Source organism: Bradyrhizobium sp. BR14999, from assembly GCF_056106085.1.
In genome coordinates this window covers 4,779,383-4,805,535 of sequence record NZ_CM148536.1, presented here as the reverse complement: position 1 = coordinate 4,805,535, position 26,153 = coordinate 4,779,383, and the positions used below count along the sequence as shown (strand labels likewise).

The window sequence follows — 26,153 nt, the reverse complement described above, 5'->3', positions numbered from 1 at the left end:
CGCTCACCCGGATGCCCTACTTAGCGAAAGCCCACCCCAGCTTTGCGTACGTTATACCACGCAGCACTACCCCATGAACGCCTGCACCAATGGACAGCCCTTACCAGCGAGTGAACGCAAAAACACCAGGCAGGAAAAGCGTCGTCGCTTCCAGCGTGAATATGGCGGCTCGAGCAAAAAAACGGAACGCGAGCCTCGGCTCTGCTCTATGGCTATGCAGAAAGGAGGAAAGTCGCCGCAGTTGACACAAGACTGCCAACGGCTTCCCTGCACTTCTCAAAGCTGACGAGACGATCGCCCGTAAGCTCGTTCATGTAGACCCGCCGGTTCACCTCTATCATTAGCGATTGAACCCTCATGTCGGCACGGTAGTGTTTCGCCGGAACGAGCGCGCCCGAAAATGGTCTGTCAGCAGCAACGGTGAACCCGAGTTTCCTTGCAGCGTCTGCAATTGCTCCACTCAGTCCATGCGCGGTGTGGAGAGGATCCGTCCCAATGCAGATTTCGGGTCTCCGCGGGTCCTGGTCAGGCTCGTGCGGTAGCGGACGATCAGCGAAACTGTGGCAATCGATAATGAGGCAACGGTCTTCACGGCGGAGCACCTTGTCCACGGCCGACGTGAGTAACTCATGATGCGGCCGATACCACCGCGTCATAATACGCTCATGTTCAGGCGCCGAAGCTGTGGCTCGCAGGCGTCTCCCGGTGCTGGTTGCGGTGTAGATCGCGCCCATGCCGCGGCCTGCCATCGGCTCGTCTGCATCGTCTGAAAAGCGTTCCACGTCGCATACCAGCCGGCTGACTGGAAACACAACTCGCTCCGCTTCATGAAGCGTAGGTGGGAATAGCTCGTCGGTAAAAGCGTCCGTCATCCGGAGCAACTCAGTTTCGAGCTCACTCTCGCCGAGAGACAGTCGCGCGCGCTCATCGGCCGGAATCAGGCGAGAACTGTGGGGAATGTGCAGCACAGCGATCTTTCTCGCATCCATCCCGTTTCGGATTTCGGTGCTCTGCCTAATGGTCATTGCCAGTTCTCCCCATTCCGGATGGCCCCCGGCGCGCCGGGCTGGTCATCGATCCAGCCAGTTTGGCGCGCGTTGCTGACCAGTCGCTCCACTTCATTCGAGGTCACGGCCCTGTTTTTTAGCCGGACCGTGATCCGGCCTCGGGCAAGCCCGGTGGCGAGAGCATTATAGAACAGGCGCTGGACAAAGCCGGCCGATGGGAGGCCGGTTTCAGCGATCACCATGCTGCGGATTGGCATGATGCGGCCCACGCGGACAATGGCTGGAGCGGGAAGGGAAGACGCGGCCAGTCCGATGATGACACGGCGCCGCGTTGGCGGAGCGGAATACAGACTTAAAGGTGGGATAGACATGTTGCCCCCTGAGCTTCGCCGGAGGCTGGTACTGCCTGGATTGCCACTGAACAGCCCCATCCCACAAGTGTGGATACCACCTTACCGCAGCGGGCAGGTTGGTGAAGGTACCAGCCTTCGTCTTGATGTACCTTGTACATGGGAGGCGAACGAGAAACGTTCAAGTAGCGCCCGCCGGTCTGCTCTCGCGTCCAGAGATTCGGTTCCTCGACGTCGAAAGAGAATCATCATCCCTAAATTGGCGCCTGACCTCGTAATCGGGATCCGGCGACGAACGAGCGCAAATATACCTGCCCGATCACGCGCCATCGCAAGTGAAGCTGATCAGCTATCTCGAAGATAGGTTTAACTGACGAGCTCAAGTGGACAAGGACTTCAGCTCCGGCGGCGGGGCGCCCTTCCCCTCGAGCATCCCCAGCGCCAGCGCGGCCTCCACCCGCACGCTCGGATCCTTATCACCCGCTAGCTGTCGGAGGGGGATGAGGGCTTGTTCGATCCCCGGGAAGGTCGGACCGAGGCGCCCGAGGTGCCAGGCCGCCAGGCTGCGGACGAAGGCAAGCTCGTCGCCTAACTCCGCAATAAGGACGGTGACCGACTCTCCACCCAGCGGCGCCACCCGGGCGAGGGCCGCCGCCGCCCAGACGCGCACGAACTCAACCGGGTCCTGGAGGGCCGCAGCGAGGTCGGACACAGCCTCGGTTGCCGCGGGGCCGATCTCGCCCAGGGCATATGCGCCGAGGCGGCGCTGGAGCGGATCGCTGCTCGAAAGCTCCCCCACCCAGTCTGCGATGGAAGTCCCTAGGTAAGTGACCTGCGCGCTCATGGTCCGACCCTACTCAAGGCGCCACGCCGAGCCGGCGGTCCAGGTTGAACGCGGCGCTGATCAACCCGATGTGAGTGAATGCCTGCGGGAAGTTGCCCAGCGCTTCGCCACGCGGACCCGTTTCCTCGGCGTACAGGCCGAGGTGGTTGGCATAGGTCAGCATCTTCTCGAAGATGAAGCGGGCCTCCTCGGCGCGGCCCGACCGGGCCAGCGCTTCCACCAGCCAGAACGTACACATATTGAACGTCCCCTCGCTCCCGGTCAGGCCGTCGCCGGCTCCTCTGCCGATCTCGTAGCGGTGCACCAGGCTGTCGGAGACCAGCTCCGCCATGGTCCGATCGAGCGTCCCGCGCATGCGGGGGTCAGTCGGCGACAGGAAGAAGACGAGCGGCATGATCAGGTTGGACGCATCCACCGCGTCGGTGGCGAAGTGCTGCACGAAGGTCTGCCGCTCCGTGTCCCAGCCGCGCGTCATGATGGCCTCGTAGATGCGGTCTCGCTCCGCGGCCAGGCGGGTGCGGTCCAGCGGCAGGCTCCGCTTCTGCGCAAGGCGGATCGCTCGGTCCAGCGCCACCCAGCACTGCACCTTGGAGTAGACGAACTGCTGCTGTCCACCGCGCACCTCCCAGATGCCATCGTCGGCTCGCTCCCAGTTGTTCGCCACCCAGTCGAGCATCTTGCGCAGGTGGCACCAGAAGTCATAGCCGGTCGGCGTCCCGTACTTGTCGTACAGGTAGACGGCGTCCATCAGCTCGCCATAGATGTCCAGCTGCAGCTGCGCGGCAGCGGCGTTTCCGACTCGCACCGGACGCGAGCCGCGGTAGCCATCGAGGTGGCCGAGGACCTCCTCGGGTAGTTCGTGCCCGCCGTCGATGCGGTACATAGTCTGCAACGGGTTGCCCCGGGCGCCCTCGACGGCCCGCTGTTCCAACCAGGCCATGAACTGCTCCGCCTCCGACGTCAGCCCCAGGCGCAGGAAGGCGTAATTGGTGAAAGCGGCGTCGCGCACCCAAGTATAACGATAGTCCCAGTTGCGCACTCCGCCGATCTCTTCCGGCAGCCCGCAGGTCGGCGCCGCCACGATCGCGCCGGTCGGCGCGAACGTCAGCAGCTTCAATACCAGCGCCGAGCGGTGGACCATCTCGCGCCAGCGACCTGAATAGTTGCACTTTCTCAGCCACTGCCGCCAAAAGGCCAGGGTTTGCGTCAGGGCCTCCGTGCCGACCAGCCGCGCCTCGAGCAGGACGCCGTCATGATCGCTATCGTGGCCGTTCTCCTCCACCTGGCGGAGGATGAACGTGGTCGTCTCGCCGGGGTTGAGAACGAACTCGGCAGCGACGCCGTCGCCCTGCCGACCAAGCGGGAAGCGGCTGACTAGCGAGACTTTCATGCCTTGCGCCTCGAAGATCGCTCCCCGGCCCTCCAGGACGACCTGGTGGGGCCGGCGGGCGAAGTCGAAAGCCGGCCGGCAGTCGAGGCGGAATCGAACCGACCCGCGCACCGCCCGCACTACCCGGACGATCTGGTGGATCTTTCTGATCTCGCGCGGGCCTTGGACCGGCATGAAGTCGACGACCTCACCGACGCCCTGGTCGCTAAGAAAGCGCGTCACCAGGACGTTGCTGTCAGGCATGTACATCTGTTTGTGCTGCGCCTCGTAGAGACTGGCGATGCGGAATGAGCCCCCTTTCTGGTCGTCGAGGATCGCCGCGAAGACGCTCGGTGAGTCAAAGTGCGGCAGGCAGCACCAGTCGATGGACCCGTCGATGCCGACCAGGGCAATGGTGTGCAGGTCGCCGATGACGCCATAGGACTCGATCGGCTTGTAGCCCATGATCTCGTCTCCTCCGCACGCTCGACGCTGATCGAGCCCCATGATGGGCATATCGTCAATGCCCTGAGGCGGAGAAAAGAGACAGCGGATATTCAACTTTTTTGCTCGCTTATCTCGCTCGCGGCCCCCTCGCCAGTAAAATTTCTGAAATTCGGAACTCTAAAGCGTCCGAAAAACATCGTTTGCATCGACTGATCCAATACAGGGTCGCTGGAAATTGCGCACGCGAGAGCGAAGTCTAGCAATCTCTTCCCGCGAGAACCTTTCGGCTGCTGCGGGGCCTTCGCAACAGTAGTCGGATCCGCAACTCGGGAACTGCGTCCGCTCAACCCGGAGAGCGGCACTATTCGGCATGTCGGCGCTTGGCCTTTGGACATGCGCGTCCGGTCGAATGTCCGCTTCGCGCCAAGAGCTGCCCTCCCCGCTGGGTTCGGTTTTGAGCCACACTCGAACTCAGTGACCTTTCGACCTCGGGCAGGTATGCTCAACGACGCAGGGATAACGGCGGTTTTCGAATCCGGAATATTCGGCGCCCGGATCTCTGGATGAGCCGGACGAGACCGCATTTGGGAGTCGTCGCACTGCTGTCGCAAGCCGCCGGGCCCCTTCGTGCAGACGGTCAGGAGGATTGAGCGTGACATTCAAGCGAATGCCGTTTCGGTCTTGACCGGGCGAACACAAGGAAACGCGACAATGAAGTGCTTCGAATTGCAGGGACCGGATGGGGTCGAGGGACTCAAGCTGGTCAACAGACCCGTCCCGCAGGCCGGACCGGGCCAAGTGCTGGTGCGCATCAAGGCTGCGACGCTCAACTATCGCGACCTTCTCACGATCAAGGGCGGGTACGGTTCGCGTCAGAAATTTCCGTTGATACCGGTTTCCGACGGTGCCGGCCTCGTGGAGGCCGTCGGTCCGGATGTGAAGGCATTCGCGCCTGGCGATCGCGTCGTCGGCAGCTTCTTCGAGACATGGATCGGCGGCGAACCAAGTGCGGCGAAGATGCAGGGAGCCCTCGGAGGCGCTGTCGACGGCGTCCTCGCCGAGTACCGCGTCTTTTCATCGCAAGCGCTGGTCCGAACTCCGGATCACCTCTCCGACCTCGAGGCTGCCGCCCTGCCCTGCGCGGGGCTGACCGCATGGAGCGCGACGGTCAAACTCGGTGGCGTGAGGGCCGGCCAGACCGTCCTGACACAGGGCACCGGCGGCGTATCGATCTTTGCACTTCAGTTCGCGAAGATGTGCGGCGCGCGCGTCATCGCCACCTCGTCGAACGAGGCCAAGCTCGAACGGCTGAAATCTTTGGGGGCCGATGTCACAATCAATTATAGGACGGCGCCCGACTGGGGCAAGAAGGCGCGAGACCTTACAGGCCAAGGCGTGGATCTGGTCGTCGAGGTCGGCGGCGTCGGCTCGCTCAACGAGTCGATCCGGGCGATCCGCATCGGCGGGACGATCGCCTTCATCGGCGTGCTCGCCGGACCGCCGCCGGCCGAACTGCGCCTGCCCTTGATGGTCATGCAGCAGCAACGACTGCAGGGGGTCACCGTGGGCTCAGTCGAAGACCTGCAGGCAATGTGCGATGCGATCGCCATCAATCGAATGAGGCCCGTGATCGACAAGACCTTCCCGTTCGACCAAGTTCCGGAGGCGTTCCGTCACATGGCTAGCGGCGCGCACTTCGGAAAAGTGGCCATCGCGGTCGAATGACGGACGTTGTAGAGCGATCTCTGTCCAACGGTGGAGCCGACCGCTATCATCAAACGCGGGAAATCGCGGAATATCGCAGAGTGGCGCGGAAAATCGTGGCCCGGGGTGGCCGGGGAGCGACTCGCCCCCCAGCGTTACAGTTCTTGATCTTCAGTTTGTTCAAAGCGGCCCGGTCTCCTTAGCCCAAGTCCGGCTCTCGCCCTTTCGCACGCTATCGTACGCCGAACTACTCCATCGGCGTAACGTCTGTTGGACATCCGTACGGGGTTGACGACATTCGCCGACGGGGTGAGAGGAAGTGCGCGGGATTGCGCGGTGGGTGCCGTCGGCGAAGCGGCTTAGACGTCCGTGCGGTGATTATGACTCTGGAGTAGTAAGCGGAAAGTTACAGCTGATCGGCCCGGGTTTGTAGGCACGGCTTGAAAACCACGCGCGGTAGCGCTCATCGGGTCGGGGCAAACGGCACTTTCGGCCACCTGAAGGCTCAAGATAGACCGGTGCCCACGACGATCCGGGCCGGCCTTGTGATCAAAATCAACTCCAAGGGCTTTAGCTCAAGCGGCCTCCTTCAGCAGATTCGCCCTCGCAAGCTAGCTGGGGGCAAACTACCGGTTTTGCTTGGCGGCCGCAAAAGACCCGCTAGAGTTGCACGTGACACGCCAGCCCGCGTCACAATTTGATTTCGTCGGGGGCAGAGGCGCGTCCTATTCGGCGCGGGAGCATATTTAAATTGATCGACGGCGACATGGAAAAACTGCGCGAAATCTTCACTCTTGTTTGCTTTGCGATGGGGATAGCTGCTCTAATACTCTGCATCCATCAAGCTTGGAAGACTGGGTCGACTGCGACCCTAGGAGCTGCGTTCATCGTCTGCGCCTTGTTTGTCTTTCTATCTCAAATCAAGACGTTCAAGGTTTGGGAGGTTCAAGTGGAGTTGCGCGAGCAACTCGATCAGGCACAGGCACTTCTTCAACAGTTGAGGCGGACTTCGATCAATAGTGCTCGCGCTGCCTACAATCAGGCAGCATGGGGCAATCGGATGGGCGCCCCGACCGCACGAGAAAAACAAGCTCAGCTAGATGAAGTGGACAAGCAACTTGCCGATTTGAACATCAGTGCGGAGGAGCGCGCTGGAATCGTCCGCCCCATGGTACGGATCATTGGTTTTGACCTGTATCAAGTGTTCTCCCGAACGCTGCAGGCCTACGCTGCTTTGCGATACAGCGCACTCGTGGAAAGAGCTAGATCCGGCGAACCCAAGTTCGTTGAAGAAAGAGAGCAGCATAGTATCGGCGTCTCGCAGTGGTCAAAGAGAGAAGCAGGCCAAAATCCGTTCGAGCGCTTGTATCGGTACGATCTTGCTACGGAATTGGAGAGGGAGACACCCCGAGCTGGTGAATGGCTCAATGCGCAAGAGCTCGAATCGGCGCGGGCATTTGCTAAGGAGATCACAGCGCTATACTCGGGCTGCAGTCTCAAAGGTCACTATACAGCGGAAGCTGCTGCGTACCTGGATGACTACGGCCGAGGGGGAACGGAAGGATATGAGCGCAAAGCCCGACAGGTTTTTGGGAGGGCGCTCGAAGACCTAAAGCACTAACGCGCCGGCGACTTGGCTTCCGATAAACGCCGCGGGTGGTTATCCATTCTGATGGGACTCGTGGCTGCCGATAACTCTGATCGCATTTGTTTGGGAGAATTTCAGTGCGCTTATTGCTTTGCCTGTCGTTGGCAGCAGCCGTATCAATGACACCCGCCTCTGCCGCTCCGCCAGCGAGCTGCTCTTCTAAGTTCATCGGCGAATGGAGGCATTCCGGAGGAAATAAGGGGACGCTCACCGCTGACGGGAGAGCCATTTGTAGTGAGCACGCGGCGTGTCAGGCGGAGGGTACCTGGACGTGCTCCGGCGATAACTTGACCTACACAACGAGTCTGGGATCGTGGGTGTACACGCTGCAACCCGACGGCTCGATTACGGCCAACGGCGGCATCGCCCGAGCCGTGCGCATCGGGAGAGCGCCGGCTCCGCCGGCAAAGCCCTCTCCAACTCCTTCGAACCAAACAGCAGCAGCCGTCGGCAATCCAATCTCAAGACCCGTCAAGCCGCAGAAAGATTGCAGCGGCGTAAGCGGCAAGATCGATGGCGTCGAACTCAAGCCGATGAAGTGCGATGATGCACCGCCGAAGGCTGCCGCGGCGGCACCTGCACAAGCATCTCCTCCGGCAAAACAGCCAAGCTCAGGCGTTGTGGCCGGTTCAAAGGGTGCCTTGGAGGCGATCGCCGAGATCTCTCCGGAACTCAAGAAGGCGCTCGATGAGGCAGGCCGCAACCTGGAGCATGCAAAGATCGACCCTTCCCGAGTAAAGGAGCTCGTGGTGCGCGAACCCGAGCGATCCAGAACGGAAGCGAAGGCCTCTCCTTCAGAAACGACGTCAGCACCAGTTGCGGCCGATGAGCCCCGAGCTCCGGCGCGTACGATCACCGAACTTGATCCAGACGACTATGCCAAGACGTGCCGAGATGAATCGTTTGCAAGCGGCCTTAAGAGTCTGAAGCAGGATATCGCCGCGGCAACCGAAGACGTGGTGCGACAACGAGATCCGAAGAATACGAGGCCCGTTCGTGGCCTCAAGTTCTATGCTGAGAAATACAAGCTCATTAAGAAGGTTCTGAAGCTTTGCGCGGTAGAAGTATTGCAGAAACAGATCATTGAGCCGATCGAAGCCAGCGACATCTTCGAAGACCCATCGTATGACGCTCGATGAGCGCCACTCGGACTTTTGAAAATTCTGAAATTTAGCCGAGGGGCTTTGCGACCTTTGGACTACGCGCGTCCGCCTCCCCCCTAGGGGTCGGAAGTGGGCCGGGATGGGTGCCCCGCTGAGCTCTCGTTATGACGGTCTCGAGGCGGTCCCTTCAAACTGCGATCGAAAGGCCCGCAGTCATACGCATGACTGACCTTCAAAGAATTCTGCATGCTGTGATAGCGACGCACGCATGCTAAGTCGCTGGCGCTATTTCCATATTGACGCGCGGTGCGTCGTGCCCGCCTCGAATTCCTTGTCGGGTAATGCGCGCTTTCGAAACCCGACAAAAGCGCTGAAATCGATAAATGCGCAAATCCGATCAAGCGCTAAGTTGTCTGGTTTTACGTATTAGACTTTTCCAGACAAGAAATTCGTTGTCGATTTTTCGAGATGCCGCATGCTGGTCCCGGGTCGAAAGCCCGAAACATCAGCCGATAGCCATTCCGGTCAGCGGCGATCACAGATCTTGTCCAGGGGCCGCGCGCGTATGTCCAAGGCGCACGCCCAAAGGTGCGCGGGGCCGTCTGATGTCGGTCATTTCGCCCCTGGACTTCCATCTTGCTCGAAAGGCAAAACATCATGATCGCTTCTTCCGCTCTGCGTTCCAGCGTCACCCTCTGCGAAACCGAAATCGGCCGCGCGCTTGCACGCAGGGAAGTCGACCTCCTCTTGAGCATTGATGGGCCGTACGCCCTCGTTCAGTGTCAGGTCAGCTCGGCAATCGCCGCTGCGATGCTTGCCCCTCTCAAGGGGAAGGCCGCCGGCCAGTTCCGAGTTCTCGCCGGCAACATGGTCGAGATCGACGCCGCGGTGACGTTGCCGGTCGCGATGAAGATGCTGGAGGCAAAGGATGCTGCGAGCGCTCGACTTCAGTTGCACTGAATAATCGCGGTCATTGGGCGCTCGCAAACCGCCCAAATCAGCCCATAATCGACGCTCGTGCTTCCCCGGTGCTTCCCCGCGGGAGGCACGGGCGCAATCCACGATGGATAGGAGCAAAAATGTCCCTGCAATTGCAGTTCGTTAGATGGTCGGAGCGAGAGGATTTGAACCTCCGACCCCTAGTCTCCCAGACTAGTGCGCTAACCGGGCTGCGCCACGCTCCGAATGTCGTTCCATTAGCTAGGATCGCCGCTTTGCGCAAGGCGAGGCCGCAGCATTTTGCTGTATCCGCCCACAGCCCCCGGAACTCCCCGCAAAGCCGGCGCGAAGCGGCCCCTCATCCGTCCTTCAGCGCCTGATCCAGCATTTCCTTGGCTGCGACGAGGTCGGCGAGCGCCCGGCCGAGCCGCTCCCTATCCAGCGCACTGGGGCCGGCGGGCGCTGTGGCAGCGCCGCCCTTGCGGAAGGTGGTGAGGATGTCCTCGTCGTCGATCTCGGCGAAGCGGAAGTCGATGCCTTCCTCCTCGCTGCCCTGATAGTCGTCATCGTCGGTATCGGTGACGCCCTTGATCGGCGCCTCGTCCTCGGGCTCCATCAGGCTCGCGCCGATGGCGTCCTCGATGGCCCCGAACGAGACCGCGGCAGCGCTGTCGGCGAGGCCCTGCACCGATTTGACGCCGTGCTCCTTCAGGATCCGCTGCACCCCGCGGATGGTGTAGCCCTCCCCGTAGAGCAGGCGGCGGATGCCCTTGAGCAGGTCGACGTCGTCGGGGCGGTAATAGCGGCGGCCGCCGCTGCGCTTCATCGGCTTGATCTGGGAGAAACGCGTCTCCCAGAACCGCAGCACGTGCTGCGGAATGTCGAGCTCCTGCGCTACTTCGCTGATGGTTCGGAACGCATCCGGCGCCTTGTCCAAATGCCAATCCTTTCCGATAGGCGGTTACGCCTCGGGTTGAACCTTGCTGCCATCGCCGTTGGTGCGGTGCTGGGCGTTGATCCGCTGCTTCAGGATCGCCGACGGCTTGAACACCATCACCCGGCGCGGCGAGATCGGCACCTCGGTGCCGGTCTTCGGATTACGGCCGATACGCTGACCCTTCTTGCGCACCATGAACGAGCCGAACGAGGACAATTTCACCGTTTCGCCCTTCTCGAGGCAGTCGGTGATCTCCTTCAGCACGAGTTCCACGAAGGCGGACAACTCCGTGCGCGATAGCCCCACCTTCTGGTAGACGGCTTCGCACAGATCAACACGCGTTACGGTTTTGCTGGTCTCGGTCATCGCCCTGCCCCACATCACGGCGAACAATTGTTGTCTGAAATTAGGAGCTTACGATACGGCGGTCAACAGCGCTCATCAATGCAGACGCATCGATAATCGCGCTGATTCCGGCAAAATTTTATAGACTGTTGCTACCAGCGCACGAGGGCAGAGCCCCAGGTGAAGCCGCCGCCCATGGCTTCAAGGAGGACCAGGTCGCCCTTCTTGATGCGGCCGTCCTTGCGCGCCACCGAGAGCGCCAGGGGAATCGAGGCCGCCGAGGTGTTGCCGTGCCGGTCCACCGTCAGCACCACCTTCTCAGGGGCGATATGCAGCTTGTGGGCGGAGGCGTCGATGATTCGCTTGTTGGCCTGGTGCGGCACGAACCAGTCGATGCTGTCGGCGTTGAGTCCGGTCGCCTGGAACGCATCGACGATCACGTCGGTGATCATGCCGACCGCGTGCTTGAAGACCTCGCGGCCCTCCATGCGCAGATGGCCGACGGTCTGGGTCGAGGACGGCCCGCCGTCGACGAACAGTTTTGCCTTGTGGCGGCCGTCGGAGCGCAAGTGAGTGGTCACGAGACCGCGGTCGGTCGCGGCATTGCCCGGCTGCTCCTGCGCCTCCAGCACGACCGCGCCGGCGCCGTCGCCGAACAGCACGCAGGTGCCGCGGTCGTTCCAGTCGAGGATGCGCGAGAATGTCTCCGCGCCGATCACCAGCGCGCGCTTGTAGGCGCCGGTGCGCAGGAAATTGTCGGCGGTGGCGAGCGCGAACACGAAGCCCGAGCACACCGCCTGGAGGTCGAACGCCGCGCCGTGGTTGATGCCGAGCCCGTGCTGCACGGCGACCGCGGTTGCTGGGAACGTATTGTCCGGCGTCGAGGTCGCCAGCACGATCAGCTCGATCGATTGCGCGTCCACGCCCGCATCGGCGAGCGCGGCCTGCGCTGCCCTCAGCGCTAGGTGCGAGGTGAACTCGCCCTCGGCCGCGATGTGCCGTTCACGGATGCCGGTCCGCTGTACGATCCACTCGTCGGAGGTGTCGATGCGCGCCGCCAATTGGGCGTTGGTCACCACCTGCTCCGGCAGATAAGAGCCGCAGCCGAGCACGACCGAACGGATTTTCGTCACGAAACAGCCTCCTGCGCGGCCTGCACGGAACTAAGTGCACCGCCCTCGCGGTTGAGCATCTGATTGATCTTGTTCAGGAGATCGTAGTGAGCCATCTCATAGCCAACATCGATCGCATAGGCAAAGCCTTCGGCGTTGGTTCCGCCGTGGCTCTTGACCACCACCCCGTTTAGCCCCAGCAGCACGCCGCCATTGGACTTGTTGGGGTCCATCTTGTCGCGCAGGGCCTGAAAAGCGCTACGCGCAAAGAGATAGCCGAGCTTGGACAGCCAGCTCCGCTGCATCTCGTTGCGGAGTAATTCCGCCATCTGGCGCGCGGTTCCCTCGGCGGCCTTCAGCGCGATGTTGCCGCTAAAACCTTCGGTCACGATGACGTCGGCCAGCCCCTTGCCGATGCCGTCGCCCTCGACGAAGCCGATATAGTCGAGCTCGGGCAGGTTCCTCGCACGCAGGATCTCGCTGGCCTCGCGGATCTCCTCGTGCCCCTTGATCTCCTCGGCGCCGATGTTGAGCAGTCCGACCGTGGGCCGCGTCTTGTTGAACAGCACGCTCGCCTTGGCCGCGCCCATGACCGCCATCGACACCAGGTGGTGCGCATCGCCACCAAGGGTAGCGCCGAGATCTAGCACGACGGACTCGCCGCGCCTGGTCGGCCATATCGCGGAGATGGCCGGACGGTCGATGCCCGGCAGCGTGCGCAGGTGGAAGCGGGCCATCGCCATCAGCGCGCCGGTGTTGCCGGCGGAGATCGCGACATCCGCCTCGCCCTTCTTCACGGCATCGATCGCGAGCCACATCGAGGAGGTCTTGCGGCCGCGCCGCAGCGCCTGGCTCGGCTTGTCCGAACCGCTGACGGCAACGTCGGTATGGATGATCTTCGAGGCGGCCTTGAGCGCGGGGTGCTTTTCGAGCTCGGGCTCGATTTTGGCGCGGTCCCCGACCAGCAGGAATTCGCTATCGCGGTGCCTGCCAAGCGAGATGGCAGCACCGGGAATGACCACGGCGGGGCCGACATCGCCTCCCATGGCGTCCAGCGCGATGCGAACCTTGCTTGGCATGAAAGTCCTGGAAACCTGGTCTCGTGCGGTCTTGAGCTAGCGGGGCCGCAAAATGGGTTCGCCACGGACATGGCGACTGGCCAAGCGCCACGCCGCACCCGAACCGGGGCGCGACAATAGCGTTTTGTTACCCCGAAACAACCTCTTGCCCCCAGCCTTTTGCATTCAGGACGATCCGCGAGCGAACGGATGAATCTGCAGGAAACGCCTTGGAATCAAACGGATATAACCGTTCTTCAAACCATCGCGGCAAACGGCTCGTGCCCCGCCCCAAGCGGTCCCGCCGGAAATGCCGAGCTATTTGCCCTTTTTCCTGTCCTGAAGTGCCTTCAGGGCTGCGAATGGATGGTCCTCCGGATCGGGGGCGGTGACCTCCGCCTCGAACACGGCCCCCTCCTTGCGCGGATAGGGATCGATCGCCAGGAACAGCGCGTCAGTGGCGAGACGGCCGAGGTCAATGATGCCATTGACGATCGCCTCCGGAGGGTCGGCAACATCAGGCGGCTCCTGATCGTCCTGACCCTCCTCGATCAGGTCGGCCAGCCGGCGCGCCTCGGCCTCGGGAGCGAACATCAGGTCCACCTCCTCCTCGATCTCGCTCTCGATCGGATCGAGCGTGACGACGCAGGTCTGGCCGATCCGGCCGCGGACCAGCCCGGTGACCTCGACCCGCCCGCCGCTTTTCGGCACGACATCGAAGCTGGCATGGGCGGACAGGATCTCCCGCAGGCCCGCGATCTCGGCCATGGCCTTCCGCTCGGCCGCCGAGGCCTCGAGTTCGCGATGCAGGCCGGTGTCGGAGACCTGCGCCACGATGACGGGCGCCCGCCAGGGATCGGGCTGGGATCCGGTCGTCGGTCGGCTCATGGCATGATATCCTCTGGCAGCGCCGGGGGAAATTTGAAGGACGCGCGCAAGAGCGCGGCCTCGTCGGTCCGGCCGAGATCAGCTTCCGTGGCCCGGGCATAGGCCGCGAGCCTCTGCGCCTGATCCATGCCGGTCCCATTCAAGATATTCTTGCAGATCGCCGATGCCAGCGCCTCGCGCCCGCCCTCCATGGCCTGGTCATAGGCCTGGACGCGGCCATAGAAGGCCTCGCCAAAAGCCCGCATCCGCTTCGGTACGGTCTGGTCGCCCACCCCCATCTCGCGCAGATTGTCGTCCATGTCCTCGCAGAAGCGGTCGAACAGCGCCTGCGACAGCTCGGTGGCGCCCTGGACCGTGCGCAGGCGGCGCAGCAGCAGCCAGAGATGCAGCAGCAACAGGTCGAAACGCCCGTTAACCGTATCCGGTACGCCCAAGTCACGGTAAAATATGGGTTCTCGCGCCTGCGTCACGATCATGCCATAGATGGCTTCAATGGTGCCCGGCGGGGTTAGCCGGGGTTTCCTGAAGTGATTGAACGGCCAAAGCATTGTGGTTTCCGCAAGCGGGCGCGCGCGTGTTGCATTCAGAGCCTCCGCCCGGTACTTCAGCGCCTCGCGCGACGCAAGGGGACGGAATCAGTTCCGCTATGACGATGACGAACCAGACTGGCCTGCGCACAAGTCAGCGGCGCGGCCTTCATGCACGCTGGCGCGGCCTGCGCATGTTCGCGACCGTGGCTCTGGTCGGCGCCGCCCTCGCCGGGTGCACCGGTGAGCAGTTCCAGAAGGGCTACATCCTGCCGCCCGGCGCGCTGGAGCAGATTCCGATCGGCGCGAGCCAGGACCAGGTGCTGATCGTGATGGGCACGCCCTCCACGGTCGCAACCCTCGACGGTGAAGTGTTCTACTACATCTCGCAGCGCTCCGAGCGCATGGTCGCCTTCATGAACCAGAAGGTGGTCGACCAGCGCGTGATCGCGATCTACTTCGACAAGAACCGCCGCGTGCGCCGGCTGGCGAATTACGGCCTCCAGGACGGCAAGATCTTCGACTTCATCAGCCGCACCACGGCGACGTCGGGCCAGGAGATGAGCTACCTCGCGCCGCTGTTCAAGCTGCTCAGCTTTAACTGAGCCTGCGGCGTCGTGCCGCCCTCCGCGCGGCACTTGCCCTCGCGCGCGGCTTGCCGTCGCGCGCCGGGTTCCCTACGCTCCCGGCAAAACAAGAAGCAGGGAGTGGATTCGTGCCCAACAAATTTCTGTCCCGTCGTCATGTGCTCGCTGGCGCTGCCGGCCTCTCGGCCGCAGCAATCCTGCCACGATCGAGCCTGGCCGACTGGAAGCCGACCGAGAACGTCCGCCTCATCGTGCCGGCGGCGGCCGGCGGCTCCACCGACGTCATGGGCCGGCTCCTGGCTGCCCACCTGCAAACCGCCTGGGGCCAAACGGCGGTCGTGGAAAACCGCTCCGGCGGCGGAGGCACGATCGGCACGGCCGAGGTGGTCCGCGCCAAACCTGATGGTCACACCATCCTGGTCGGCAATCCCGGGCCGAACGCGATCGCCTACAGCATCTTCAAGAACCTCACCTACAAGCCGGACCAGCTTCAGCCGGTCTCCAACATGATCCGGATCCCGAACATCGTCTCGGCGCATCCGAAGACCGGCATCAAGTCCACCGCCGAGTTGATCGCGTACCTCAAGGCCAATCCGGACAAGCTCAGCTACGCCTCGTCGGGCGTCGGCCAGAGCCCTCACCTCACCGGCGCATGGTTTCTCCAGCTCACCGGGCTGAAGATGACCCACATCCCGTTCCGCGGCGCCGGCCCCGCGCTCCAGGCCGCGCTCGCCGGCGACATCCAGATCCTGTTCGACAATCTCTATCCGAGCCTGCCGCAGGTGCAGAACGGCACGCTCAACGGCCTCTGCGTCACCACGACCGAGCGCAGCGAGCTCGCACCGAACCTGCCGACCATGCGCGAGAGCGCGCCGGAATTGGCGAACTTCGACGTATCCTCGTGGTTCTCCGTGTTCCTACCGAAGGGGGTCTCACCCGAGGTGCTCAACGCGCTCAATCTTCAGGTCAAGGCGATGCTGGAGCGCGACGACATCAAGAAGCAGATCGCCGCCATGGGCGCCCGCGCCGACTACGGCACGCCAGAGCAATTCGCCGCCTTCGTGGACGCCGAAACGAAAAAGTTCGCCGGCATCATCCAGAAGGAAGGGTTGCAGATGGACGTGCAGTAGGCGTTCGCGAACACCGCTGTCATTCCCCGCGAAGGCGGGGAATCCAGTACGCCGCCGCCTATCCGTATCCCACGATGGCCTCTGGAATACTGGATCGCCCGCCTGCGCGGGCGATGACAGCGAGATTGAGGTGAAAAACAAAACCCCGCGGCTCGCGCCGCGGGGTTTTGTCTTGTGTCGCCGCCGCCGCTCAGTGCGCCAGGATCGCCAGCAGCAGCAAGGCCACGATGTTCGTGATCTTGATCATCGGGTTCACTGCGGGGCCGGCCGTGTCCTTGTAGGGATCACCGACGGTGTCGCCGGTCACCGCCGACTTGTGGGCATCTGAGCCCTTGCCGCCGAAATGACCGTCCTCGATGTACTTCTTGGCGTTGTCCCAGGCGCCGCCGCCCGAGGTCATGGAGATCGCGACGAACAGGCCGGTCACGATCACGCCGAGCAGCATCGCGCCGACCGCTGAGAACGCCGCCGACTTACCGGCCACGCCGCCGCCCGCGATCGCGTAGATCAGGAAGTAGACGACGATCGGCGACAGCACGGGCAAAAGCGAGGGGATGATCATCTCCTTGATCGCCGCGCGGGTGAGCAGGTCGACCGCCTTGCCGTAATCAGGCTTGTCGGTGCCCTGCATGATGCCCGGTTTCTCGCGGAACTGACGGCGGACTTCCTCGACGATCGCGCCGGCCGCACGGCCGACCGCGGTCATGCCCAGCGCGCCGAACAGATACGGCAAGAGGCCGCCGAACAGCAGGCCCACCACCACATAGGGGTTGTTGAGCGAGAAGTCCGGATTGACGCCGGCGAAGTAGGCGTGTTTCGCGGAGTCCGCAACGAAGAACTTGAGGTCCTGGTTGTAGGCCGCGAACAGCACCAGGGCACCGAGACCGGCCGAGCCGATCGCGTAGCCCTTGGTCACCGCCTTGGTGGTGTTGCCGACCGCGTCGAGCGCGTCGGTCGACTTGCGCACCTCCTTGGGCAGTCCCGCCATCTCGGCGATGCCACCGGCATTGTCGGTGACCGGGCCGAAGGCGTCGAGCGCGACGATCATGCCGGCCAGCGCCAGCATGGTGGCGGTCGCGATCGCGATGCCGAACAGCCCGGCGAGGCTGTAAGTGACCAGGATGCCGGCGATGATGACGAGCGCGGGCAGCGCGGTCGCTTCCATCGAGACGGCGAGGCCCTGGATCACGTTGGTGCCGTGGCCGGTGACCGAGGCCTGGGCAATCGACTTCACCGGGCGATAGTCGGTGCCGGTGTAGTATTCGGTGATCCAGATGATCAACGCCGTGACGACGAGACCAACCACGCCGCATTCGAACAGCGCCATGCCGGTGAAGTCGACGCCCTCGAGCTTGCCGAAGCCGATCAGGTAGTAGATCACCAGCGCGATGCCGATCAGCGACAGGATGCCGGTCGCGATCAGGCCCTTGTAGAGCGCGCCCATGATCGACTGGCTCGGTCCGAGCTTGACGAAGAAGGTGCCGATGATCGAGGTGATGATGCAGATGCCGCCGATCGCGAGCGGCAGCGTCATCATGTTGGCGAGGATCGGCGTCTTGGCGAAGAAGATCGCCGCGAGCACCATGGTGGCGACCGCGGTCACCGCATAGGTCTCGAACAGGTCGGCGGCCATGCCAGCGCAGTCGCCCACGTTGTCGCCGACGTTGTCGGCGATGGTGGCGGGATTGCGCGGATCGTCTTCGGGGATACCGGCCTCGACCTTGCCGACGAGGTCGCCGCCGACGTCCGCACCCTTGGTGAAGATACCGCCACCAAGACGGGCGAAGATCGAGATCAGCGAGGCGCCGAAGCCGAGCGCCACCATAGCGTCGACCACGGTGCGGCTATCGGGCGCGAGCTTCAGCGAATGGACCAGGAAGCCGAAATAGAGGGTGACGCCGAGCAGCGCGAGACCGGCGACCAGAAGGCCGGTGATGGCGCCCGCTTTGAAAGCGAGCTCAAGGCCGCCAGCGAGCGAGGTCGTCGCGGCCTGGGCGGTGCGCACGTTGGCGCGGACCGAGACGTTCATGCCGATGAAGCCGGCCGCCCCCGACAGGACGGCGCCGATGGCAAAACCGATCGCGACATAGACCCCGAGGAAATAGGCAAGCAGCAAGAAGATGACGATGCCGACGAGACCGATCGTGGTGTACTGGCGCCGCAGATACGCCTGTGCGCCTTCGCGCACCGCTCCTGCGATCTCCTGCATGCGCGGCGTCCCCGCATCCGCGCCCAACACCGAAGACGTCGCCCAAATCGCGTAGACGACGGAAAGCACTCCGCAGAGCACTATCAACCATAATGCTGTCATGTGATTTTTTGCCTCAGATCCTTGATGTACCCCCGGCGCCTTTTGTTGTCCGTCGTGCGGTGCGGCGCCTTGATTTTGAACAAAGCCGCCCCTTGCCCGAAGGGGCGGCCCCAGTCGGTCGCGAGCTTGCCAAAATCAAATTAAGGGTGCAACGCCGGATAAGGCCGAAACGGCCGATCTCGGCAGGTATTTGGGCCAGTCCGGAGAATTAAGATGCCGGTTTGGAGCAATTCCTAGAAGTGGCTGTACGACAGCCGCTTCAAGGTCAGCTCCTGGCCCTGCCCGTCCAGGAAGCGCGGTGGCGCCCCGCCCTCGATGATCGTGCCAATGGCGGTGACGGCGAAGCCTGCCGTCCGCCCGGCTGCGATCAACGCATCGCTTTGTGCCGGCGGAACGGTGCACAGCACCTCGTAATCGTCGCCGCCCGCCAGCAGCGTCTCGACACAAACAGCGTTGCGCGCGATCAGGCTTGCGGCCGCGGCCGAGAGCGGCACGTTCGCCACTTCGACCGTGGCCGAGACGCCCGATGCCGCACAGAGCTTTGTCAGATCGCCGGCGAGCCCGTCGGAGACGTCCATCGCAGCGGTCGCATGATCACGCACGGCCTGCGCCAGCACATTGCGCGGCTGCGGCACGCGATAGCGCGACACCAGAAAATCCCGTGCAGCGGGATCGGATGTCAGCGCGCCCGCCGCAGCGCCGCCCGTGAGCACGTCGAGGCCGAGCGCAGCATCGCCGATCGTGCCCGTCACCAGGATGCGATCACCCGGCCGTGCGCCGGTGCGGCCGACCATCCGTTCCTGCGGCACGCGGCCGAAGGCGGTGATGGAGACCATCTGCGGTCCTGGGGTCGACACCGTGTCGCCGCCGAGCAGCGGGCACGCGAAGCTCTTGGCGTCCTCGCCGAGCGCATCCGCAAACGGCTTGAGCCAGGCATCCTCCCTGCTGCGCAGCGCCAGCGTCAGCACGAAGCCGGCCGGGACCGCTCCTTTGGCCGCGAGATCGGACAGGTTCACCCGCAGCGCCTTGCGCGCGATGGTGTCAGGCGGATCGGTGACAAGATAGTGCACGCCCTCCACCACCGCGTCGGTGGTGACGACGATGTCCTCGCCAGCCGATCTCAGGATAGCGGCATCATCGACCAGTCCGAACGCGCCGGGATCGGTCGCCAGCGGCTTGAAATAGCGCGCGATGAGGGAGTCTTCGCCGGAGGGATTTTGCGGGTTTGCCATCGGCGTTAGCCTCGAACACAAGTGTCATCGCCCGGCTTGACCGGGCGATCCAGTACGCCGAGACGCCTGACATCAATTACCGCTGCCGCGGCGTACTGGATCACCCGCTTTCGCGGGTGATGACAGCGGAATGTGTAGCTACCCCCGCCCGAACTCGTCACCGCGAAACTGGCGGCCAATCTGGTCGAGCACCGCGTTGACCATACCAGTCTCCTCGCGGTCGACGAAAGCGTTGGCGACGTCGACATATTCGGAGATCACCACGCGACCCGGCACATCCTTGCGGTGCTCCAATTCGTAGGCTCCTGCGCGCAGCACCGCGCGCAGGATCGCCTCGATCCGCTTCAAGGGCCAGCCCTTCGACAGCGCCTCATCGATCAGCGGATCGAGCTTCTTCTGGTCGCGAACGACGCCGGAGACGACATCGCGGAAGAAGGCGGCCTCTGCCGGCAGGTATGTGTCGCCCTCGACCTCGTTGCCGAGCCAATGACTCTCGAACTCGGCAAAAATGTCGTTGATGCCGGCACCGGCGATGTCCATCTGGTAGAGCGCCTGCACGGCGGCAAGCCGCGCCGCGCCGCGGCGGTTCGCCTTCTTCTCCGGAGCGCCCGCCGGCTTTTTGTTGTTGTCGGCCATGACTCAGGCCCGTGCCAAGCAGCGTTTGATGCGCAGCATCGCAAGCGCTGCACGTGCGGCATCGCCGCCCTTGTTGAGCTCGCTGGCGCGTGCCCGTGCCCAGGCCTGCGCCTCGGTGTTGACGGTGAGGATGCCGTTGCCGAGCGGCAGCTTTCGCGCCACCGCAAGGTCCATCAGCGCGCGCGAGGATTCCTGCGAGACGATCTCGAAATGGATGGTGTCGCCGCGGATCACGCAGCCGAGCGCAATCACCGCATCATAGGGCCTGCCGTTCGCCGCAGCCGCGTCGATCGCGATGGCGATCGCCGCCGGAATCTCCAGCGCGCCGGGAACCGTGATGACGTCGTGCGTGAGGCCGGCCGCCTTCAGCTCGGCGACTGCACCGTCCAGGAGCGCGTCCTGGAGATCGTCATAGAACCGCGCCTCGACAATCAGCGCGCGGGCGCCGGAGATGTCGGTCTGGTCCTTCAGGGGTGCGCGCCGCGCGTCTGCCATCGTTCAATCCGTTCTACAGTGGTCGGCGCGTTATGTAGTCGCCGCAGGCGGGTAAGCCAAGTTTTAAACCGTCGTTCCGGCTGCGCCGGTCACTTCATTTCCGTCAGCCGCGCCGCGTAGCGGGCCATCAGATCGACCTCGATATTGACCTCGTGCCCCGCCTTCCAGCCGCCGATCGTCGTCACCGTCAGCGTGTGCGGGATGATCAGCACCGAAAAGGTCGTGTCTTTCACCGTATTGACGGTCAGCGAGACGCCGTCGAGCGTGATCGAGCCCTTGGTGGCGATGAAGCGCGCCAGCTCGCGCGTCGTCGAGAGCTCGAACCGCGCCATGTCGGGCAGATCCTCGCGGCTGAGAAGCGTTGCGATGCCGTCGGCATGGCCGGCGACGATGTGGCCGCCGAGTTCGTCACCAATCTTCAGCGCCCGCTCGAGGTTGAGCTTTGTTCCGACCTTCCAGTGTTTTGCGGTCGTCAGTGCCAGCGTCTCGGCGGCGGCATCGACGTCGAACCAGGTGTTATTCCCCTCAACGCCGGAGGCGACCACGGTGAGGCAGACGCCGTTGCAGGCGATCGAGGCGCCATCGGCGATGGTGGTCTGATCATAACGGCAGGCGATGCGCAGACGGTGCAGCTGCCCCTGCGCCGTTGGCGTGAAGCCGACGATCTCGCCGATATCGGTGACAATGCCAGTGAACATTACGAGCGCTCGTAAACGGTGAGAGTATCCCTGTCGAATGTCTCGCTAGCATGAACCTTGTAGGCCCGCGACTGCGTGATTTTCGACAGGGGCAATGCATCGAGCGCATCGACGCCGCCAGAGCCCACCTCTTCCGCGCCGCGGAACAGCCAGATTTCGTCGACCAGGTCGGCCGCGACGAAGGACGCGGCAACACGGCTGCCGCCCTCGACCATCAGCCGCGTGATGCCCTTCTCGGCCAGCGCATGCAGCACGGCCGTAAGATCGAGCCCTGATGCACCGACCGGCGGCACGCGCAACATTTGCGCACCGGCCGCGCCAAGCCGCGTGGCGGCCGCGGCTTCGGCAAGCTCAGAACTCACCACCCAGAGCGGCGTCTCGCGCGCGGTGCGAACGAGCTTGCCTGCGCCGGGAATGCGCAGGCTCTGATCGAGCACCACCCGCACCGGCGAGCGCGCCGCCATGCCCGGCAGGCGGCAGGTGAGAAGCGGATCATCTGCCAACACCGTGCCGATGCCGACCAGGATGGCATCGCTCTGCGCGCGCAAGAGATGCACGCGATTGCGCACCGCCTCGCCGGTGATCGCAACCGGCTTGCCGCCGGCCGCGCCAATCTTGCCGTCGGGCGAGACCGCGAGCTTCAGGATCACGTGCGGACGCTTGTCCCGGATGCGACGGAAATGGCCGGCATGATCGAACGCGGCTTCCGCAGCGCATGGACCCACATCCACGACGATGCCGGCTGCCCGCAAACGCGCATGGCCCTGGCCGGCAACTTCCGGATTGGGATCCTCGATCGCGGCGACCACCCGCTTGATGCCGGCGGCGATCACCGCATCGGCGCAAGGCGGCGACTTGCCGAAATGCGAGCATGGCTCCAGCGTGACGTAGAGCGTGGCGCCGCGCGCCGCCTCGCCGGCCCGCAGCAAGGCCTCGGGCTCGCCATGCGGCCGCCCTCCGGGCTGTGTCCAGCCGCGGCCGACGATGACCCCATCCTTGACGATGACCGCACCGACGGCCGGATTCGGCCAAGTGCGACCCTGCCCGCGGCGCCCAAGCGAAAGCGCCAGCTGCATGAAGCGGAGATCGGCATCCTTGGCCTCACGGGCCTTCTGCGCGAATTGATCTTCCAGGATGCGGAAGATCATTTGCGGATCGCGGCGAGCCGCGCTTCCTCCTCACCGGAGAGCTCGCCGAGCACGTCGGCGAAATCCTTGGCCTCGCGGAAATTGCGGTAGACGGAGGCGAAGCGCACATAGGCGACGTCGTCGAGCGTGCGCAGATGCTCCATCACGGTCTCGCCGATCACCTCGGAGGAGATCTCGGCCTCGCCGCCGGTCTCGAGCTCGCGCACGATGGTGGAGACCATCTTCTCCACCCGCTCCGGCTCGACCTGCCGCTTGCGGAGTGAGATCTGCACCGAGCGCATCAGCTTGTCGCGGTCGAACGGCACGCGGCGGCCGTTGCGCTTGATCACCGTGAGCTCGCGCAGCTGCACGCGCTCGAAGGTGGTGAAGCGGAAATTGCAGGCGACGCATACGCGCCGCCTGCGGATGACAGAAGAGTCCTCGGTCGGACGCGAGTCCTTTACCTGCGTATCGAGACTGTTGCAGTTCGGGCAGCGCATCCGTTTACCCAAGCCTTACTGGTAGATCGGGAACCGGTCGGTGAGCGCCTTGACCCGTTCCTTGATCGCAGCTTCCACGAGCGGCGCCTTGCCGTCGTCGGACTGCGCGATCGCGTTGAGGACCTCGGCAATCATGCCGCCGACCTGCTGGAATTCGGCGACACCGAAACCGCGGGTGGTCGCGGCCGGAGTGCCGAGACGCAGGCCCGAGGTGACGAAGGGCTTTTCGGGGTCGAACGGAATGCCGTTCTTGTTGCAGGTGATGGCGGCGCGCACCAGCGCCTTCTCCGAGACGTTGCCCTTCAGGCCCTTCGGCCTGAGGTCGACGAGCATCAGATGGTTATCGGTACCGCCCGAGACAATATCGAACCCGTGGCTCTTCATCGCCTCGGCCAATGCCTTGGCGTTCTCGACGACGTTCTTGGCATAGACCTTGAAGTCCGGACGCAGCGCCTCGCCGAAGGCAACCGCCTTCGCCGCGATCACGTGCATCAGGGGGCCGCCCTGGAGGCCCGGGAAAATCGCCCCGTTGAGCTTCTTGGTCAGCGTCTCGTCATTCCACAGCATCAGGCCGCCGCGCGGACCGCGCAGCGACTTGTGCGTCGTGGTGGTGGTGACGTGGGCATACGGCACCGGCGAAGCATGCACGCCGCCGGCGACGAGGCCGGCGAAGTGCGCCATGTCGACCAAGAGATACGCGCCGACGCTGTCCGCGATCTCGCGGAAACGCTTGAAGTCCCAGGCGCGCGAATAGGCCGAGCCGCCCGCGACGATCAGCTTCGGCTTGACCTCTTCGGCCTGCTTGGCGACCGCGTCCATGTCGATGATCTGATCCTCGCGGCGCACGGTGTAGTGCGCGGCCTTGAACCACTTGCCGCTCATGTTGACGGGCGAGCCGTGGGTGAGATGGCCGCCGGCCGCAAGATCAAGACCCATGAAGGTGTCGCCGGGCTGGAGCAGCGCCAGAAACACCGCCTGATTCATCTGGCTGCCCGAGTTCGGCTGCACGTTGGCGAAGTTGGCGCCGAACAGCTTCTTGGCGCGATCGATCGCAAGGTTCTCGGCGACGTCGACCCACTCACAACCGCCGTAATAGCGCGCGCCCGGATAACCTTCCGCATATTTGTTGGTCATCACCGAACCCTGCGCTTCCAGCACGGCCCGGCTGACAATGTTCTCGGAGGCGATCAGCTCGACCTCATGGCGTTGCCGGCCGAGTTCGCCCCTGATGGCGGCGGCAATGTCCGGGTCGGCCTGCTCGAGCGAGGCGGTGAAAAACGAATCGGGCGCGGAGGCGGTTTTGGCTGAGGTCATCTTGCGAATATCTCCACCGCCGCAGCCTTTTGGCGGGCTACGGGCGGGTCTGGTGTGGCGGTCGGAAGCACGCGCGATCTACCACATCGCCCGCCCACGGCCAAGTATTTGCGGGTCGGACCTGAGATTTATGCAAGATATGGTGGAGAGTGGAGGTTTTCGGCGCCGGAGCGGTTTCATAGAACCGCTCCTCTGCGAATGTCCGGACTAGGACCGCTTTGGGCCTCACCTCGCGCCAACGGCCGCCGGCCCGAGCCGGTGGCAATTCATAGCCCGGTATAGCCCGCCTTCACCGGGTCCACGCTGCCGTCGAGCTGCCGGAGATAGGTCAGGCCGCAGACCGTCAACCGGTGGGTGTCCTTTTCGCCGGCCTCCATCAACGTATTGAGATAGTTGGTGACCTTGGCCCGTGCCTCCTCGCTCGCTGCTGCGGTGCGGTTGGCGAGCAGGTCATAGGTCTGCATGATGCGGTCGATGGCGGCTTCCATGGCACCCTCTGGTTCTCTTGAATCTTGGGAGTTTTGATCAGGCAACCGCGCGGGCCTCGGACTGCGTCTCGAACCGGGCGATCGCCTTGTTGGCGAGCCTGATCTTGTTGAATTCGCCCTGCTGGAGCAGCTTGACGATGATCCTGAGCAGGCGCTCGTCGGTGACGAGGGAATCGGGAATCGCGCCGGAGCGGCGAAGGTAGTTCGCGGCAATGGCGTAGGCCTCGCTCACGAGTTCCACGTTCATCGCCTGAGGCCCGCGCTCGACCAGCATCGACATTCTCCGATCCGACGGAGATAAGCGCCGAGCCCGGAACTGGTTCCCCGCCTGCGAGGTTTTTTTTCGCAGGTGCAAAAAAATACAAAACGCCCCGGTCCGGACGGAATCCGGGCCGGCGCGCTTGGGGAAGTCTAAGGGCACGTTCGGGGAGGCTTGCCGGTCTTGTTGGGGGCCGGCTTGGCCTTGATCCCTTGGAACTCAGAGCCGGTACAGGATCTGGTCGGTCCAGAACCGCTCAAGACGGTGCAGCGACTTGTTGAGGGTCGAGAACTCCTCGCCGGAGATGCCGCCGACCTGCTCCACCGTCTTGACGTGCTTCTGGTAGAGCGCATCGACGATGCGGCGGACTTCGTGGCCCTGCGGGGTCAGGCGGATGCGCACCGAGCGGCGATCAACGCGCGAGCGCTGATGATCGAGGAAGCCGAGCTCGACGAGCTTCTTCAGATTGTAGGAGACGTTGGAGCCGAGATAGTAACCGCGCGTGCGCAGCTCGCCCGCGGTCAGCTCCTTGTCGCCGATGTTATAGAGCAGGAGCGCCTGGACCGAGTTGATGTCCGCACGGCCGCGGCGATCGAATTCATCCTTGATCACGTCGAGGAGCCGGCGATGCAGCCGCTCCACCAGAGTCAAAGCTTCCAGATAGAGCGACTGCACCGAACCCTGCTGGCCGGAGACGCGCTCTGCGGTATCTGCCGCAGTTGCGACGGCTTTCATCATGACACTTCCCCTGTTGTCGTTTTTATCGACACTTATTCGACGAAACTTGTGTCCCGTCTGATAGGTGCAACTTAAGGGGCTCGTTTGAAGATCGGCTTAAATAAGAGAATAAAGAGATCATGAATTTAAGACAGTGAATTGCGGATTAAGCCTGTAGCAAAAGGACTTTTCGCAACCCTCTGTTGACCCTCGCAAGGTCCTGTTCACCCTCCGTCCGCCCCTATTGTCGCATTCCAGTACAGCCCCGCCCCGTTTCGAAACGGGCGCGTAACAGCTGTGGCGGAACAGGCTGGTCAACGAAAACTTACCGCAAATTTTAGGCAACCAACGGTCAACCAATCGCGCACAACTGCGCGAGCT

The 26,153-nt window shown here is 63.4% G+C and carries 27 protein-coding genes, 1 tRNA gene and 1 riboswitch; of the genes, 6 read left to right on the top strand and 22 right to left on the bottom strand.

What is annotated here, in order from left to right; genetic code table 11:
* Positions 1-212: 212 nt before the first annotated feature.
* The 4 genes from ACR9YP_RS22335 to ACR9YP_RS22320 form a co-directional block, all read right to left on the bottom strand.
* Complete coding sequence (locus ACR9YP_RS22335) at positions 213-1,025, bottom strand: N-formylglutamate amidohydrolase (protein WP_438107823.1); 813 nt, start codon at positions 1,023-1,025, stop codon at positions 213-215.
* Positions 1,022-1,378 carry a hypothetical protein gene (locus ACR9YP_RS22330; protein WP_474217082.1) on the bottom strand — a complete coding sequence of 119 codons (357 nt, stop codon included), beginning with the start codon at positions 1,376-1,378 and terminating at the stop codon, positions 1,022-1,024. The genes ACR9YP_RS22335 and ACR9YP_RS22330 overlap by 4 nt, the downstream gene beginning before the upstream one ends.
* 26 nt (positions 1,379-1,404) lie before the next feature.
* A riboswitch (SAM-I-IV-variant riboswitch) is annotated at positions 1,405-1,512 on the bottom strand.
* Positions 1,513-1,736: 224 nt separating this feature from the next.
* Positions 1,737-2,201 (bottom strand): HEAT repeat domain-containing protein, encoded by a 465-nt coding sequence (locus tag ACR9YP_RS22325; protein WP_438107821.1) that lies wholly within the window; start codon positions 2,199-2,201, stop codon positions 1,737-1,739.
* 13 nt (positions 2,202-2,214) lie between these two features.
* Complete coding sequence (locus tag ACR9YP_RS22320; protein ID WP_438107820.1) at positions 2,215-4,035, bottom strand: glycoside hydrolase family 15 protein; 1,821 nt, start codon at positions 4,033-4,035, stop codon at positions 2,215-2,217.
* 693 nt (positions 4,036-4,728) lie between these two features.
* Between ACR9YP_RS22320 and ACR9YP_RS22315 the strand changes: the two genes are divergently transcribed.
* From ACR9YP_RS22315 to ACR9YP_RS22300, 4 genes are all read left to right on the top strand, one after another.
* Positions 4,729-5,742 (top strand): zinc-dependent alcohol dehydrogenase family protein, encoded by a 1,014-nt coding sequence (locus ACR9YP_RS22315; RefSeq protein ID WP_474217081.1) that lies wholly within the window; start codon positions 4,729-4,731, stop codon positions 5,740-5,742.
* A 730-nt stretch (positions 5,743-6,472) separates the two neighbouring features.
* Positions 6,473-7,342, top strand: a complete 870-nt coding sequence (locus ACR9YP_RS22310) for a hypothetical protein (protein ID WP_438107818.1) — start codon at positions 6,473-6,475, stop codon at positions 7,340-7,342.
* A 344-nt stretch (positions 7,343-7,686) separates the two neighbouring features.
* The gene (locus tag ACR9YP_RS22305; RefSeq protein ID WP_474217080.1) at positions 7,687-8,508 is read left to right on the top strand and encodes a hypothetical protein; all 822 of its coding nucleotides are present in this window, start codon (positions 7,687-7,689) and stop codon (positions 8,506-8,508) included.
* Between the two features lie 621 nt (positions 8,509-9,129).
* Positions 9,130-9,432 carry a hypothetical protein gene (locus ACR9YP_RS22300; RefSeq protein WP_438107816.1) on the top strand — a complete coding sequence of 101 codons (303 nt, stop codon included), beginning with the start codon at positions 9,130-9,132 and terminating at the stop codon, positions 9,430-9,432.
* A 146-nt stretch (positions 9,433-9,578) separates the two neighbouring features.
* On the opposite strand, the gene ACR9YP_RS22295 is transcribed toward ACR9YP_RS22300, so the two are convergent.
* The 7 genes from ACR9YP_RS22295 to ACR9YP_RS22265 form a co-directional block, all read right to left on the bottom strand.
* Positions 9,579-9,656, bottom strand: a tRNA-Pro gene (locus ACR9YP_RS22295).
* Positions 9,657-9,769: 113 nt separating this feature from the next.
* Entirely contained in the window at positions 9,770-10,348 is a 579-nt protein-coding gene (locus tag ACR9YP_RS22290; protein ID WP_474217079.1) for a MerR family transcriptional regulator, read from the bottom strand.
* A 24-nt stretch (positions 10,349-10,372) separates the two neighbouring features.
* Positions 10,373-10,714, bottom strand: a complete 342-nt coding sequence (locus ACR9YP_RS22285; protein ID WP_474217078.1) for an integration host factor subunit alpha — start codon at positions 10,712-10,714, stop codon at positions 10,373-10,375.
* Between the two features lie 131 nt (positions 10,715-10,845).
* A complete protein-coding gene (locus tag ACR9YP_RS22280) occupies positions 10,846-11,826 on the bottom strand; it encodes a beta-ketoacyl-ACP synthase III (protein ID WP_438107814.1) in 981 nt (326 codons plus the stop codon).
* The gene (plsX, locus tag ACR9YP_RS22275; protein ID WP_091893283.1) at positions 11,823-12,884 is read right to left on the bottom strand and encodes a phosphate acyltransferase PlsX; all 1,062 of its coding nucleotides are present in this window, start codon (positions 12,882-12,884) and stop codon (positions 11,823-11,825) included. The genes ACR9YP_RS22280 and plsX overlap by 4 nt, the downstream gene beginning before the upstream one ends.
* A 297-nt stretch (positions 12,885-13,181) precedes the next feature.
* Positions 13,182-13,751: a YceD family protein gene (locus tag ACR9YP_RS22270; protein WP_474217077.1), complete on the bottom strand. Its 570-nt coding sequence runs from the start codon at positions 13,749-13,751 to the stop codon at positions 13,182-13,184.
* Positions 13,748-14,299, bottom strand: coding sequence for a ubiquinol-cytochrome C chaperone family protein (locus tag ACR9YP_RS22265; RefSeq protein WP_474217076.1), 552 nt, complete (start codon positions 14,297-14,299; stop codon positions 13,748-13,750). Before ACR9YP_RS22265 ends, ACR9YP_RS22270 begins: the two co-directional genes overlap by 4 nt.
* Before the next feature lie 98 nt (positions 14,300-14,397).
* Between ACR9YP_RS22265 and ACR9YP_RS22260 the strand changes: the two genes are divergently transcribed.
* Both ACR9YP_RS22260 and ACR9YP_RS22255 read left to right on the top strand, forming a co-directional pair.
* On the top strand, positions 14,398-14,883 hold the full coding sequence (locus tag ACR9YP_RS22260; RefSeq protein WP_474217075.1) for an outer membrane protein assembly factor BamE: 486 nt from the start codon (positions 14,398-14,400) through the stop codon (positions 14,881-14,883).
* A gap of 110 nt (positions 14,884-14,993) precedes the next feature.
* On the top strand, positions 14,994-15,995 hold the full coding sequence (locus ACR9YP_RS22255) for a Bug family tripartite tricarboxylate transporter substrate binding protein (protein ID WP_474217074.1): 1,002 nt from the start codon (positions 14,994-14,996) through the stop codon (positions 15,993-15,995).
* Between the two features lie 190 nt (positions 15,996-16,185).
* Here the strand turns inward: ACR9YP_RS22255 and ACR9YP_RS22250 are convergent, their stop codons facing one another.
* The 11 genes from ACR9YP_RS22250 to ldtR all read right to left on the bottom strand — a co-directional run bounded on the left by ACR9YP_RS22250 (position 16,186) and on the right by ldtR (position 25,793).
* A complete protein-coding gene (locus ACR9YP_RS22250; RefSeq protein WP_128933368.1) occupies positions 16,186-18,306 on the bottom strand; it encodes a sodium-translocating pyrophosphatase in 2,121 nt (706 codons plus the stop codon).
* A gap of 233 nt (positions 18,307-18,539) precedes the next feature.
* The gene (gene thiL / locus ACR9YP_RS22245; RefSeq protein ID WP_438107808.1) at positions 18,540-19,538 is read right to left on the bottom strand and encodes a thiamine-phosphate kinase; all 999 of its coding nucleotides are present in this window, start codon (positions 19,536-19,538) and stop codon (positions 18,540-18,542) included.
* Positions 19,539-19,676: 138 nt separating this feature from the next.
* Entirely contained in the window at positions 19,677-20,174 is a 498-nt protein-coding gene (gene nusB / locus ACR9YP_RS22240) for a transcription antitermination factor NusB (protein WP_091893270.1), read from the bottom strand.
* Positions 20,175-20,177: 3 nt separating this feature from the next.
* Positions 20,178-20,669 (bottom strand): 6,7-dimethyl-8-ribityllumazine synthase, encoded by a 492-nt coding sequence (gene ribH, locus ACR9YP_RS22235; protein WP_438107807.1) that lies wholly within the window; start codon positions 20,667-20,669, stop codon positions 20,178-20,180.
* Positions 20,670-20,758: 89 nt separating this feature from the next.
* Positions 20,759-21,367 carry a riboflavin synthase gene (locus ACR9YP_RS22230; RefSeq protein WP_438107806.1) on the bottom strand — a complete coding sequence of 203 codons (609 nt, stop codon included), beginning with the start codon at positions 21,365-21,367 and terminating at the stop codon, positions 20,759-20,761.
* Complete coding sequence (gene ribD / locus ACR9YP_RS22225; RefSeq protein WP_438107805.1) at positions 21,367-22,515, bottom strand: bifunctional diaminohydroxyphosphoribosylaminopyrimidine deaminase/5-amino-6-(5-phosphoribosylamino)uracil reductase RibD; 1,149 nt, start codon at positions 22,513-22,515, stop codon at positions 21,367-21,369. The genes ACR9YP_RS22230 and ribD overlap by 1 nt, the downstream gene beginning before the upstream one ends.
* Positions 22,512-22,994, bottom strand: a complete 483-nt coding sequence (gene nrdR, locus ACR9YP_RS22220) for a transcriptional regulator NrdR (RefSeq protein ID WP_011087793.1) — start codon at positions 22,992-22,994, stop codon at positions 22,512-22,514. Before nrdR ends, ribD begins: the two co-directional genes overlap by 4 nt.
* Before the next feature lie 15 nt (positions 22,995-23,009).
* Positions 23,010-24,308, bottom strand: a complete 1,299-nt coding sequence (gene glyA, locus ACR9YP_RS22215) for a serine hydroxymethyltransferase (protein ID WP_128946708.1) — start codon at positions 24,306-24,308, stop codon at positions 23,010-23,012.
* Between the two features lie 266 nt (positions 24,309-24,574).
* Positions 24,575-24,796: a hypothetical protein gene (locus ACR9YP_RS22210; protein ID WP_091893260.1), complete on the bottom strand. Its 222-nt coding sequence runs from the start codon at positions 24,794-24,796 to the stop codon at positions 24,575-24,577.
* A gap of 37 nt (positions 24,797-24,833) precedes the next feature.
* Entirely contained in the window at positions 24,834-25,070 is a 237-nt protein-coding gene (locus tag ACR9YP_RS22205) for a hypothetical protein (protein ID WP_091893370.1), read from the bottom strand.
* 204 nt (positions 25,071-25,274) lie between these two features.
* On the bottom strand, positions 25,275-25,793 hold the full coding sequence (ldtR, locus tag ACR9YP_RS22200; RefSeq protein ID WP_091893258.1) for a transcriptional regulator LdtR: 519 nt from the start codon (positions 25,791-25,793) through the stop codon (positions 25,275-25,277).
* Between the last annotated feature and the right edge of the window lie 360 nt (positions 25,794-26,153).

Excerpts from the sequence above, each read along its gene's own strand:
- ACR9YP_RS22335 (WP_438107823.1), bottom strand. The coding sequence starts at position 1,025 with ATGACCATTAGGCAGAGCACCGAAATCCGAAACGGGATGGATGCGAGA.
- ACR9YP_RS22330 (WP_474217082.1), bottom strand. The coding sequence starts at position 1,378 with ATGTCTATCCCACCTTTAAGTCTGTATTCCGCTCCGCCAACGCGGCGC.
- ACR9YP_RS22325 (WP_438107821.1), bottom strand. The coding sequence starts at position 2,201 with ATGAGCGCGCAGGTCACTTACCTAGGGACTTCCATCGCAGACTGGGTG.
- ACR9YP_RS22320 (WP_438107820.1), bottom strand. The coding sequence starts at position 4,035 with ATGGGCTACAAGCCGATCGAGTCCTATGGCGTCATCGGCGACCTGCAC.
- ACR9YP_RS22315 (WP_474217081.1), top strand. The coding sequence starts at position 4,729 with ATGAAGTGCTTCGAATTGCAGGGACCGGATGGGGTCGAGGGACTCAAG.
- ACR9YP_RS22300 (WP_438107816.1), top strand. The coding sequence starts at position 9,130 with ATGATCGCTTCTTCCGCTCTGCGTTCCAGCGTCACCCTCTGCGAAACC.
- ACR9YP_RS22285 (WP_474217078.1), bottom strand. The coding sequence starts at position 10,714 with ATGACCGAGACCAGCAAAACCGTAACGCGTGTTGATCTGTGCGAAGCC.
- plsX (WP_091893283.1), bottom strand. The coding sequence starts at position 12,884 with ATGCCAAGCAAGGTTCGCATCGCGCTGGACGCCATGGGAGGCGATGTC.
- ACR9YP_RS22270 (WP_474217077.1), bottom strand. The coding sequence starts at position 13,751 with ATGAGCCGACCGACGACCGGATCCCAGCCCGATCCCTGGCGGGCGCCC.
- ACR9YP_RS22265 (WP_474217076.1), bottom strand. The coding sequence starts at position 14,299 with ATGCTTTGGCCGTTCAATCACTTCAGGAAACCCCGGCTAACCCCGCCG.
- ACR9YP_RS22260 (WP_474217075.1), top strand. The coding sequence starts at position 14,398 with ATGACGATGACGAACCAGACTGGCCTGCGCACAAGTCAGCGGCGCGGC.
- ACR9YP_RS22250 (WP_128933368.1), bottom strand. The coding sequence starts at position 18,306 with ATGACAGCATTATGGTTGATAGTGCTCTGCGGAGTGCTTTCCGTCGTC.
- thiL (WP_438107808.1), bottom strand. The coding sequence starts at position 19,538 with ATGGCAAACCCGCAAAATCCCTCCGGCGAAGACTCCCTCATCGCGCGC.
- nusB (WP_091893270.1), bottom strand. The coding sequence starts at position 20,174 with ATGGCCGACAACAACAAAAAGCCGGCGGGCGCTCCGGAGAAGAAGGCG.
- ribH (WP_438107807.1), bottom strand. The coding sequence starts at position 20,669 with ATGGCAGACGCGCGGCGCGCACCCCTGAAGGACCAGACCGACATCTCC.
- ACR9YP_RS22230 (WP_438107806.1), bottom strand. The coding sequence starts at position 21,367 with ATGTTCACTGGCATTGTCACCGATATCGGCGAGATCGTCGGCTTCACG.
- ribD (WP_438107805.1), bottom strand. The coding sequence starts at position 22,515 with ATGATCTTCCGCATCCTGGAAGATCAATTCGCGCAGAAGGCCCGTGAG.
- nrdR (WP_011087793.1), bottom strand. The coding sequence starts at position 22,994 with ATGCGCTGCCCGAACTGCAACAGTCTCGATACGCAGGTAAAGGACTCG.
- glyA (WP_128946708.1), bottom strand. The coding sequence starts at position 24,308 with ATGACCTCAGCCAAAACCGCCTCCGCGCCCGATTCGTTTTTCACCGCC.
- ACR9YP_RS22210 (WP_091893260.1), bottom strand. The coding sequence starts at position 24,796 with ATGGAAGCCGCCATCGACCGCATCATGCAGACCTATGACCTGCTCGCC.
- ACR9YP_RS22205 (WP_091893370.1), bottom strand. The coding sequence starts at position 25,070 with ATGCTGGTCGAGCGCGGGCCTCAGGCGATGAACGTGGAACTCGTGAGC.
- ldtR (WP_091893258.1), bottom strand. The coding sequence starts at position 25,793 with ATGATGAAAGCCGTCGCAACTGCGGCAGATACCGCAGAGCGCGTCTCC.